This window comes from Mumia sp., assembly GCF_028803055.1.
Taxonomy (GTDB): domain Bacteria; phylum Actinomycetota; class Actinomycetes; order Propionibacteriales; family Nocardioidaceae; genus Mumia.
Map to the genome: position 1 here is coordinate 1 of NZ_JARBCJ010000122.1, position 10,414 is coordinate 10,414.

Here is a 10,414-nt window from a genome sequence, read left to right on the forward strand (position 1 = left end):
GGAGCTCTATCGTCTCCTCGACGCGATCGACGCCGGTGCCGATCTCGTCCTGGGCTCACGTTGGGTCGACGGGGGTTCGGTGGTCAACTGGCCCAAGCAGCGCGAGGTGCTCTCACGCGGCGGCAATCTCTATGCGCGAGTGGCGCTCGGTCTGCCGCTGCGTGACGCCACGGGGGGATACCGGGCGTTCCGAGGCGCGGTCCTCAAGGACCTGCTGGGTGACGAGATCGCGTCGCAGGGCTACTGCTTCCAGGTCGACCTGGCCCGGCGCGCGGTCCGTGCCGGGTACGACGTCCGCGAGGTCCCGATCACGTTCGTCGAGCGCGTGGCGGGGGAGTCAAAGATGGACGGCGGGATCGTCCGTGAGGCGCTCTGGCGCGTGACGGGCTGGGGACTGCACGACCGCACCCGTTGGCTGCGCCGCGTACGCTCGTCGTAAGGCACCGAGAGTTCTGAGCGTCCCGGGGCGAGAGGGGAAGTCGATGCGTCGAGGTATCGCAGCCGCGTTCTTGCTGCTGCCCGTGGCGGAGATCGCCGTCGCGGTGGGAGTGAGCCGGCTGATCGGCGTCGGCCCCACGCTGCTCGTCCTCCTCGCCCTCACCGTCGTGGGGGTGCTCGTCCTGCGCGAGGCCGGGCGTCGTGGCTGGCAGGCGATGCGTCAGGCCGCCCGCGAGGGTGCGGTGCCGACCGGTGGGGACGGGCGAGCGCTGACCGTGCTCTCCGGCATCCTCCTCGCCGTACCCGGATTCCTCACCGCTCTCGCCGGGCTCCTCTTGATGCTGCCGCCGGTCCGTCGGCTCGTGCGCAGCCGGACACGACGATGGGTCGAGAGCCAGGGCGCCTGGGTGGTCGTGGACCGCTTCGGCCGCCCAACGAGCCGAGGTGGCCGCACCGGTCCCGCGGACGCGTCGAGCACGGTGGTCCAGGGCGAGGTCATCGAGGACGACGACCTGCCGGGCAGCCGAGCGCGACCCGCTCCGGCGCCGAACACACCGCAGCGGACCTTCCCACCGCCGACCCCGTAAACGCCGGCAGGCCCGGGCACAGACAAAAGCCTGGGCCGCACCATGGGGGGAGACGGTGCGACCCAGGCGATCCGGGGGATCAGGTCGGGAGCTTGTCGGTCAGGCCGTACGCTTGCGAGCCTTGGCCTTGGCCTTGGACTTCGCCGGGCGGTGCAGGTGCGCCGGGCCGATCTCGCCGGCGCGCAGAAGCTCCAGGCGCTCGGTCAGGATCTCCTCGAGCTCGGGGATCGAACGCCGCTCGAGCAGCATGTCCCAGTGCGTACGCGGGGCCTTGACGTCCTTGTGCTCGGGCTCGGTGCCGTCGACGAGGCGACCGATCTTTCCGGTGCGCGGGTCCTCCCACTCGGCGGGGATCTCCGCGTCGTCGGCCATCGTGATCGTGAATGTCTTACCGTCAGGGAGGACGTACTCGACGTCCTGCCGCGGCGCCATCTCGACGCCACGCTCGTCCTCGAAGCTCTGGGTTCCGAGGCGCGCCCCCCGGAGTGCGCGTTCAGCCATTAATGCCCTCCCGACAATGAATCACAACATGGTGGTACGAGACGTGTCCGTTTCCGTACACGCTGTCCAACGTATCGGGGGCTCGTGAGATTCCCCTGAGAGCGAATCGTGTCCTAGGCCACGCCGTCAGACCACGGCGGGGACGGTGTTGCCGGCCTCGCGGATCGCACGTCGGGGGTCGAGCCGCGTCAGGAGTACGAATCCGACCAGGAAGAACACGATCAGCGCGAAGATCGCCGGACGGTACGACCCCGTCAGCTGGTGGACGAGGCCGAAAACCAGCGTACCGAGCCAGCTCGTCCCTCGCTCGGCGGCCTGGTAGAGGCTGAAGTACTCGGCCTCGCGTCCCTTGGGGATCATCTGGGAGTACAAGGAGCGCGACAGCGCCTGCGTGCCGCCCAGCACGATGCCGATCCCCGTCGCCATCGCGAGGAAGGGCACGACCTGGCCTGCAGGCAGGACGTATCCGACGCAGACGATGACCATCCACACGACGAGTCCGCCCATGATCGTCCGGGTCGCTCCGACGCTGCGTGCCACGCGCCCGAAGAAGAGAGCGCCCGCGATCGCGACGAACTGGACGAGGAGGATCGTGGCGATCAAAACCTCCTGCGAGAAGCCGAGCTGCTTCTGCCCGTAGATGGAAGAGGAGTAGATGACGGTCTGGATGCCGTCGTTGTAGAAGAGGTAGGCGACGAGGAAGAGCAGCGTCTGTGGATATCTCCTGAGGTCCTTCAGGGTCGTCCACAGCTGCCCGAAGCTGCGTTGGACCAGTCCGGGTCGATGCTCGGGGTCGGCGGCGACGAGGTCGGCCGGCGGATGGTCGCGAAGCCCTCGGTACGCGACGATCGTGAACCCACCCCACCAGATACCGGCCGAGAGCAGGCTGATGCGGACCGCCGTGTCGGTCCCGACGACGTCGCCCGCTCCCAGGACGAGGCCGAGGTTGAGCAGGAGCAGCACCCCTCCGCCCAGATAGCCGACGGCCCAGCCCCGGGATGACACGTGATCGCGCTCGTCCGGCTCGGCGACGTCGATCAGGATCGCGTCGTAGACCGTCAACGAGGCAGCCATGCAGAGGTTCGCGACCATCAGCAGACCCGCGCCGAGCTGCCAGTTGCTGCCGGCGACAAGGAACATGCAGCAGGTCGCGAGGGCGCCGGCCCACGCGAGGCGAGCCATCAGGGTGCGCTTGGACTCGACGCGGTCGGCGACGGCTCCGACGATCGGCAGGACCACCGCGGAGAGCAGCGTCGCGAAGGTGACGACGTAGAACACCAGCGAGCCGGCCGACAGACCGAGTCCGAGAAGGTCGACCCGGCTTGTGCACGGGTCGTCGACGGTGCCGACCCGACCGCACGCGTCCCGCTCGGCGACCGAGGTGAGATAGGGGCCGATGAGCACCGTCCCCACGCTGGTGATGTAGGCGGAGTTGGCCCAGTCGTACCAGTACCACGCACGCTGCTCCCGGCGTCGGGCCGCTGCCGGGGTCGGGCCGCTCGTCTGTGCCGTCGTCATCGTGCGTCTCCTCCGGTCCACTGCCCGCGGGCAGTCAGGACGTCCTTCAGGACGTCGATGCGGTCACTCATCAGCCCGTCGACCCCGAGGTCGAGGAGGTGGTTCATGTCGTCGGGGTCGTCGATCGTCCACACGTGGACCTCGAGACCGAGATCGTGGGCGGTCTCGACGAACCGAGGCGTGACGATCGACAGCCACCCCTGCCGGGTCGGCACCTGCACGCACGACGCCCCCAGCCGGCGCAGCCACGGAAGCACCCGCCACGGACGGACCGACATGCGGGCGATCTCCGGGGGAGAGGCGGACGTGGCGAGGTACGGCGCGAGCGCACGGACCCGGGAGAGACGACGGTGCGAGAACGACGCGATGCACACGCGCTCGCCGGCCCTCGCGTCGTCGATCACCCGCAGGGTGGGCGCGACCGCTGCCATCTCCTTGACGTCGATGTTGACGTGCACGTCCGGAAAGGCGTCGAGGACTTCTCGGAGCAGCGGAACGGGCTCCCGTCCGCCGATCTGGGCGCGCTCGATCGTCGAGGCGGGGAGCCGGGCGAGCTCCCCACGGTGGTCGGTGGTGCGGTCGAGCGACGCGTCGTGGAACGCGAACACCACGCCGTCCGACGACACCCGCGCGTCCGTCTCGAGGTAGGTGTAACCCAGTCGTACGGCGTTCTCGAACGCCGCCAGAGAGTTCTCGATGCCGAGGTTCGGACCGTAGTGTGCGCCACCACGATGGGCGTACGCCAAGGGCTTCGGCGAGGCGAGGAAGGGCGGCACCGCGGCTGTCACCGCCCTAGTATGCAGCCCTCTGGCTCGTCTGTCGGTTCTTCGACGACATCATGGCTCCCGGTGGCCGGCTCGTCCCTCGCCGACCACCTCCGCCTCACTCCTCAGATGTCGCGGTGCCTTCTGTCGCGCCATCCTGCGGGGCTCGGCTCCCGGTGGCCGGCTCGTCCCTCGCCGACCACCCTCGCCTCACTCCTCAGATGTCGCGGAACGTCTCGATCTCGGCCCCTAGCGCGTTCAGGCGCGTCGCGAGGTCCTCGTAGCCACGGTTGATCACGTAGACGCTGCGCAGCACCGACGTGCCCTTGGCCGCGAGCATCGCGATCAGGATGACGACCGCCGGCCGCAGCGCCGGCGGGCACACGAGCTCGGTGGCGCGCCACCGGGTCGGGCCCTCGATGAGCACGCGGTGCGGGTCGAGCAGCTTGACGTTGGCGCCGAGCTTGTTGAGCTCCGTCAGATAGATCGCGCGGTTCTCGTAGACCCAGTCGTGCAGGAGCGTCGTGCCCGAGGCGGTCGCGGCGATGACTGCGAAGAACGGCAGGTTGTCGATGTTGAGGCCGGGGAACGGCATGGGGTGGATCTTGTCGATGGGGGCGTGCAGCACCGACGGGTACGTGGTGATGTCGACCAGCCGGGTGTGGCCGTTCTCCGCGAGGTACTCCTCGCTGCGGTCGTAGGCGAAGCCCATCTCCTCGAGCAGCGCGAGCTCGATCTCCATGAACTCGATCGGCACGCGGCGGACGGTGATCTTCGACTCGGTCACGATCGCGGCCGTGATCAGGCTCATGGCCTCGATCGGGTCCTCGCTCGGCGCGTACTCCACGTCCACGTCGATCCGCGGACGCCCGGTGACCCGGAGGGTCGTCGTGCCGATGCCCTCGATGACGACCCCGAGCCGTTCGAGGAAGAAGCACAGGTCCTGGACCATGTAGTTGGGGCTCGCGTTGCGGATCAGCGTCGTGCCGTCGTGGCGGGCCGCCGCGAGCAGGGCGTTCTCCGTGACGGTGTCGCCGCGCTCGGTGAGCACGATCGGACGGGTCGGCGACACCGACGGGTCGACGGTCGCCTGGTAGCTGCCTTCGGTCGCCTTCACCTCGAGGCCGAACGGACGCAGTGCCGTCATGTGCGGCTCCACCGTGCGGGTGCCGAGATCGCAGCCGCCGGCGTACGGCAGCTCGAACGACTGCTCGCGGTGCATCAGCGGGCCGAGGAACATGATGATGCTGCGCGTACGGCGTGCGGCCTCGGCGTCGATCGACGTCAGGTCGAGGGATGCCGGCGGGATCAGCTCGAGGTCGCCCTCGTCACCGATCCACGTCGTCTTGAACCCGATCGACTGCAGCACCTCGAGGAGCCGGTTGACCTCCTCGATGCGTGCGACCTTGCGCAGCGTCGTCCGGCCCTCGTTGAGCAGAGCGGCGCACAGAAGCGCGACGCCGGCGTTCTTGGAGGACTTGACGTCGATCGCGCCGGAGAGCTTCGTCTCGCCCGCCACGCGCAGGTGGCTCGGACCGGACGTGCCCAAGGCCACGAACTCCGAGTCGAGGGCGGCGCCGACGCGGGCGAGCATCTCGAGGGAGAGGTTCTGCTGGCCCTGCTCGATGCGGTTCACCGCACTCTGGCTCGTCTTCAGGAGATTTGCGAGGTCCGCCTGGGTCATCCCGCGGTGCTTGCGCGCATCTCGGATGAGGTTCCCGATCCGAGTGAGGTAGTCGTCAGTCATGGGCTCCACCGTATCTCAGATATGAGATAATCGTCGAGGACACGAGGTGTGATACCTCGTACGGTCACGGCTGCCCGCGCCACGGCGAAGGCACCTCGACCCACCGTACGGGGTGGTTCAATGGCGCGGTGAGCAACCCCACCGCCGTGTCGCCGACTGGCAGCGACCGTCCTGTGAACCCGTTCCTGCATGCTCTGCCGAAGGCTGAGCTGCACGTTCACCTGCTCGGAGCGGCATCTCCCGAGACCGTTCTCGGGCTCGCGCGCAGACACCCCCAGGTCGGCGTCCCGGTCGAGATCGAGGCACTCCGGGAGTTCTACCGCTTCCGCGACTTCGCCCACTTCATCGAGGTCTACGTCCAGACCAACCAGCTCGTCACCACCCCCGAGGACGTCGAGGACCTCGTCGCGGGAGTCGGGGCGGACATGGCGGCCCAGAACATCCGGTACGCCGAGCTGACCGTCACCCCGGACAGCCAGCTCCTCATGGGGATCGAACCCGACGCCCTGGCCCAGGCGCTGGTCGGCGGACGGGAGCGGGCTCGAGAGAGCGGCGTCGAGCTGGCGTGGATCTTCGACATCCCCGGCGAGCTCGGTGTGGTGTCGGGGGAGCGGACCATCGACTGGGTCGAGAAGTACGCGCCTTCGGGAACCGTCGGGTTCGGCCTGGGCGGCCCCGAGATCGGCGTCGCTCGCCCCCAGTTCGCCGAGGTCTTCGCGCGAGCCCGGGCGATCGGTCTCGGGAGCGTCCCGCACGCCGGCGAGACGACCGGAGCCGAGACCGTACGCGACGCGCTCGATGCGCTCGGAGCCGTCCGGATCGGACACGGGATCAGGGCGGTCGACGACCCGGCCCTCGTCGCAGAGCTGGCAGACCGCCGCATCCCTCTGGAGGTGGCGCCGACCTCGAACCTACGGACGGGCGCGGTCGCCAGGCTCCAGGAGCACCCGTTCGTCGCGTTGCGCGAGGCGGGTGTCGTCGTCACGCTCAACAGCGACGACCCGGGCATGTTCGACACGACCCTCGAGCACGAGTACCAGCTCGCCCACGACGTCTTCGGCCTCAGTCTCGCCGACCTCGCCGACGTCGCCCGCACCGCGGTCGACGTCTCGTTCGCGCCGGACGCGCTGAAGCTCGCGCTCCGTGACGAGATCGACGCGGTCGTCGCCGAGGCGATGCTGGAGTCCTGACCGGCGGCCTCGTCCCGGCTCAGGCGGCGACGCCCGTGCTCATCTCACACCGTCGCCGTGCCGTCCGACCCGAGCAGCAGGGCCTCCTCTGCGCCGCCCATCTCGGCCACCCGGCCCCAGTAGATGGGATAGCCGAGGTCGGAGATGGTGCCGTCGTGGATCGGGAAGACGACCCGCGGCGCCACCGCCCGTACGAAGTCGACCGTCTCGCTCACCTTCGCCCACGGGGCGCTGAGCGGGACAGCCAGGACGTCGACCGCCCGAGGGACCGACTCGTAGGAGTCGCCGGGGTGGAACAGGCGCGTGTCCTCGGCTTCCACGAGCACGCCGACGTTGCCGATCCGGGGCATGTCGGGGTGAATCACCGCGTGCTCGAAGCCGATGCCCGTGAGGGTCAGCGACGGTCCCAGCTCGACGGTCACGTTGGCCGCGAGCGGCTGCCAGACGCCCAGACCGCCCAACGCGGCGACCGTCTGCGGCTCCGCGAGCAGCCTGGCGTCGGGGTTGGCGGCGAGCAGGCGCTCGATGCGGGCCGGATCGACGTGGTCGGGGTGCTGATGGGTGACGACGATCGCGTCCAGCCCGGTGAGGGAGAAGGCCTCGTCGCGGCTGAACGTGCCGGGGTCGATGAGGACCCGGTGCGGTCCAGACTCGACGAGGAGGGCGGAGTGGCCGAAGCGCGTGATGTCCATGGCCCTATCTAACCCCGCGCGCGCCGATCACCGTCGACGTGCGACGACCTCGAGGACGTGAGGAGCCACCCACCGCTCGCTCAGCGTCTCCCACCCTCGCAACCTCGACACGTTGCTCTCGCCGAGCCTCACAGCGACGAGGCCGTCCGGCCGCAGCGCAGCCTGGATGTGCGCCCAGAGCTGCTCGGAGCCCGATCTGAGCAGTGCGGAACGCACGTGCACCAGGTCGGCGTCGGGGAGACCGCTCAGCTGCGGCGGGCTCTCGGCGACCAGGGTGAGGCGGTCGAGCGCCTCGGTGCCGGCTCGCGCACGTACGGCGTCGCACGTGGCTGGGTCTTCGTCGATGCCGATGACGGTCCAGCCGAGCTCGAGGAGGGCGGTCGCCTCGGCGCCGGCGGCACATCCGACGACGACGGCCGTACGGCCTTTGCCGGGTCCGACGAGCGCGAGCGCGGTGGAGCACAGCGGTGGCACCGCCGTACGTCGCGGGCTGACGGTGGGGGGCCTCTCATTTCGCACATGCCGATGCTGGCACGAGGTCGCGGCGCTGTCCCAAGGGGGGAGGCCCACCGGTGTGTCGACCGTTCCCGAGCTGGGATCATCGAGCTCTCTGCCTTCCCGAAGGAGCTCTCGATGTCGGTGATGCGCTCGATCGTCCTGTTCGGCGTGGCAGCACTCTTGGAGATCGGCGGTGCCTGGCTGGTCTGGCAGGGTGTGCGCGAGCACCGGGGATGGGCGTGGATCGGTGCAGGCGTGGTGGCGCTCGGAGCGTACGGGTTCGTCGCGACGCTCCAGCCCGACGCCAACTTCGGCCGCATCCTCGCCGCCTACGGGGGAGTGTTCGTCGCCGGCTCGCTGGCGTGGGGGATGGTCGCCGACGGGTTCCGACCCGATCGCTGGGACGTCGCCGGGGCGCTGGTGTGCCTCGTCGGCGTCGGGCTCATCATGTACGCCCCACGGAATGCGTGACACGCCCTGACCGCGCCGATACTCTCCCACCTGTGAAGAGCCCTCGCGCCATGCCGGTGGAGACGCGGCGGATGTTCGTGATCGCCGCGGGCGGCACGCTGGCGGCCGGCCAGCTGGCGAGCATGGGCAGGGCCGCGGTGCCGCTCGCGCTCCTCGCACTGGCTGCCTGCGGCGTGAGGTGGGCGCGTACGGTCTTCGCCTTCGGCGCTGCCTTCTGGGCGCTCTTCGCCGTGTGGGGATGGACCTACTACGTCGTGCACGGAGGCTCTGCTCTCACGGCGGAGGAGCACCGTGTGCTCGCTGCCATGACGATGTGTGCCCTCGCGTTCCTCGCCGTGACGGCGCCGGCCGTGAAGGACTGGGTCCGTGCTCAGCCCTCGCCGCCCGCGGTCTTACCGCGTACGATCTCGCAGCTTCGATGACCTCTCAGGTCATGGTCGCTGGACGGTGGATGCGCCAGAGTGGGAGCCGTGACGACGGAGACCGTGACGAGGCAGCCCGGGGAGCGCGCCCTGGGGGACCTGCTGCGGACGTGGCGGACGCGGCGCCGCTACAGCCAGCTCGCGCTGTCGTCGGAGACCGGGATCTCGACGCGCCACATCAGCTTCGTGGAGACAGGACGGTCACGGCCGAGCAGCGACATGATCCTCCGCCTCGCGGCAGCACTGGACGTGCCGACGCGAGTGCAGAACAGGATGCTGCTCGCCGGCGGATTCGCGCCCGCCTTCCCCGAGCGCCCACTCGAGCACCGCGACCTCGAAGCGGCGCGCTCTGCGGTGCGTGAGGTCCTCGTCGCGCACGAGCCGTACCCCGCGCTCGCTGTCGACCGGTTGTGGAACATCGTCGACGCCAACGCCGGCGTACGCGCCCTGGCGGCGCTCGCCTCGCCCTCCCTGCTCGAGGGGCAGGTCAACGCGCTTCGCCTGACACTCCACCCGGACGGTCTCGCGCCGCACCTGGTCAATCTCGCGCAGTGGCGCGAGGCGGTGCTCGCCGGGTTGAGTCGCATGGCGCAGGCGCAGGGGGACGTCGAGATGCTGGCGCTCCGCGACGAGCTCGCGGGGTACGAGGTCCCCGTGACGTCGGACGCGCGGGCGCCTGATGGTGGTCAGGTGTTCGTGCCGCTGGTCGTTCGTGTCGGCGACGACGTGCTGACGTTCCTCTCGATCATCTCGACGTTCGGCACACCGATCGACGTGACCCTGTCGGAGCTGGCGATCGAGACCTTCGTCCCGGCCGACGACACGACGCGCCGGTGGCTCGGCCAGCACGTCCAGGTCACGGCCGGCTGATGGACCGCGCGGCGGAGGCGGCGATCACCCCCTTCCGTGCCCACGTACCCGACGACGCGCTCGGGGATCTGCGCGACCGTCTGCGCCGGACTCGATGGCCGGAGGCGGAGCCGGTCTCCGACTGGTCGCAGGGTATTCCGCGGGGCTACCTCCAAGACCTGTGCCGCTACTGGGCAGAGGACTACGACTGGCGGGTGACCGAGGCGCGCCTCAATGCTGTCCCGCAGTTCCGTACGTGCATCGACGGGCTCGACGTCCACTACCTTCACCGCCGCTCGCCCCACCCGTCTGCGCTGCCGGTGGTGCTGACACACGGCTGGCCGGGCTCGGTGCTGGAGTTCCTCGACCTCCTCGATCCACTCACGGATCCGACGGCGCACGGGGGAGCGGAGGAGGACGCCTTCGATGTCGTGGTGCCCTCCCTGCCGGGGTACGGATTCAGCGGCAGACCCACGACCACCGGCTGGGGCGTCGACCGCATCGCCGGCGCGTGGGCACGGCTGATGGAGCGGCTGGGATATCGCCGTTACGGCGCCGCAGGCAGCGACTGGGGGACGAGCGTCAGCAGCGCGCTCGGGCGCCTCGATCCCGATCATGTGGCAGGCATCCACCTGGTGCCACCGCTGGCCGGTCCCGACCCCGACGACCCCTCACCGCCGACAGCCGCCGAACGCACGGCGCTGGGTGACCTCGAGCGCCGGGCCTGGCAGGAGTCG

Annotated in this window: 12 protein-coding genes and 1 pseudogene; 7 read left to right on the plus strand and 6 right to left on the minus strand. The window is 69.8% G+C overall.

The window, feature by feature from the left end; genetic code table 11:
- Both PV363_RS12155 and PV363_RS12160 read left to right on the plus strand, forming a co-directional pair.
- Positions 1-439, plus strand: a pseudogene (locus PV363_RS12155) (dolichol-phosphate mannosyltransferase); the annotation flags it as partial.
- Positions 440-482: 43 nt separating this feature from the next.
- The gene (locus PV363_RS12160) at positions 483-1,025 is read left to right on the plus strand and encodes an FxsA family protein (RefSeq protein ID WP_220341708.1); all 543 of its coding nucleotides are present in this window, start codon (positions 483-485) and stop codon (positions 1,023-1,025) included.
- 99 nt (positions 1,026-1,124) lie between these two features.
- On the opposite strand, the gene PV363_RS12165 is transcribed toward PV363_RS12160, so the two are convergent.
- From PV363_RS12165 to PV363_RS12180, 4 genes are all read right to left on the minus strand, one after another.
- Positions 1,125-1,526: an RNA polymerase-binding protein RbpA gene (locus PV363_RS12165; protein WP_220341709.1), complete on the minus strand. Its 402-nt coding sequence runs from the start codon at positions 1,524-1,526 to the stop codon at positions 1,125-1,127.
- 126 nt (positions 1,527-1,652) lie between these two features.
- Positions 1,653-3,044 carry an MFS transporter gene (locus PV363_RS12170; RefSeq protein WP_220341710.1) on the minus strand — a complete coding sequence of 464 codons (1,392 nt, stop codon included), beginning with the start codon at positions 3,042-3,044 and terminating at the stop codon, positions 1,653-1,655.
- Positions 3,041-3,832 (minus strand): glycerophosphodiester phosphodiesterase, encoded by a 792-nt coding sequence (locus PV363_RS12175; RefSeq protein WP_301022444.1) that lies wholly within the window; start codon positions 3,830-3,832, stop codon positions 3,041-3,043. Before PV363_RS12175 ends, PV363_RS12170 begins: the two co-directional genes overlap by 4 nt.
- A 193-nt stretch (positions 3,833-4,025) precedes the next feature.
- Positions 4,026-5,555 (minus strand): UDP-N-acetylglucosamine 1-carboxyvinyltransferase, encoded by a 1,530-nt coding sequence (locus tag PV363_RS12180; protein ID WP_301022445.1) that lies wholly within the window; start codon positions 5,553-5,555, stop codon positions 4,026-4,028.
- Positions 5,556-5,683: 128 nt separating this feature from the next.
- On the opposite strand from PV363_RS12180, the gene add reads away from it, so the two are divergent.
- Positions 5,684-6,745 carry an adenosine deaminase gene (add, locus tag PV363_RS12185; RefSeq protein ID WP_301022446.1) on the plus strand — a complete coding sequence of 354 codons (1,062 nt, stop codon included), beginning with the start codon at positions 5,684-5,686 and terminating at the stop codon, positions 6,743-6,745.
- Positions 6,746-6,789: 44 nt separating this feature from the next.
- On the opposite strand, the gene PV363_RS12190 is transcribed toward add, so the two are convergent.
- Both PV363_RS12190 and PV363_RS12195 read right to left on the minus strand, forming a co-directional pair.
- Positions 6,790-7,437, minus strand: coding sequence for an MBL fold metallo-hydrolase (locus tag PV363_RS12190; RefSeq protein WP_220345112.1), 648 nt, complete (start codon positions 7,435-7,437; stop codon positions 6,790-6,792).
- Between the two features lie 27 nt (positions 7,438-7,464).
- Positions 7,465-7,956 carry a methyltransferase domain-containing protein gene (locus PV363_RS12195; protein ID WP_301022447.1) on the minus strand — a complete coding sequence of 164 codons (492 nt, stop codon included), beginning with the start codon at positions 7,954-7,956 and terminating at the stop codon, positions 7,465-7,467.
- A 114-nt stretch (positions 7,957-8,070) separates the two neighbouring features.
- Between PV363_RS12195 and PV363_RS12200 the strand changes: the two genes are divergently transcribed.
- The 4 genes from PV363_RS12200 to PV363_RS12215 all read left to right on the plus strand — a co-directional run.
- Positions 8,071-8,406: a YnfA family protein gene (locus PV363_RS12200; protein ID WP_220341714.1), complete on the plus strand. Its 336-nt coding sequence runs from the start codon at positions 8,071-8,073 to the stop codon at positions 8,404-8,406.
- Positions 8,407-8,438: 32 nt separating this feature from the next.
- Positions 8,439-8,828 (plus strand): hypothetical protein, encoded by a 390-nt coding sequence (locus PV363_RS12205; RefSeq protein ID WP_220341715.1) that lies wholly within the window; start codon positions 8,439-8,441, stop codon positions 8,826-8,828.
- A 48-nt stretch (positions 8,829-8,876) separates the two neighbouring features.
- Complete coding sequence (locus PV363_RS12210; protein WP_301022448.1) at positions 8,877-9,698, plus strand: helix-turn-helix transcriptional regulator; 822 nt, start codon at positions 8,877-8,879, stop codon at positions 9,696-9,698.
- A partial coding sequence (locus tag PV363_RS12215; RefSeq protein WP_301022449.1) for an epoxide hydrolase occupies positions 9,698-10,414 on the plus strand: 717 nt, incomplete at its 3' end. The genes PV363_RS12210 and PV363_RS12215, both read left to right, overlap by 1 nt.

Coding starts and splice junctions, on each gene's coding strand:
- PV363_RS12160 (WP_220341708.1), top strand. CDS start 483: ATGCGTCGAGGTATCGCAGCCGCGTTCTTGCTGCTGCCCGTGGCGGAG.
- PV363_RS12165 (WP_220341709.1), bottom strand. CDS start 1,526: ATGGCTGAACGCGCACTCCGGGGGGCGCGCCTCGGAACCCAGAGCTTC.
- PV363_RS12170 (WP_220341710.1), bottom strand. CDS start 3,044: ATGACGACGGCACAGACGAGCGGCCCGACCCCGGCAGCGGCCCGACGC.
- PV363_RS12180 (WP_301022445.1), bottom strand. CDS start 5,555: ATGACTGACGACTACCTCACTCGGATCGGGAACCTCATCCGAGATGCG.
- PV363_RS12190 (WP_220345112.1), bottom strand. CDS start 7,437: ATGGACATCACGCGCTTCGGCCACTCCGCCCTCCTCGTCGAGTCTGGA.
- PV363_RS12200 (WP_220341714.1), top strand. CDS start 8,071: ATGTCGGTGATGCGCTCGATCGTCCTGTTCGGCGTGGCAGCACTCTTG.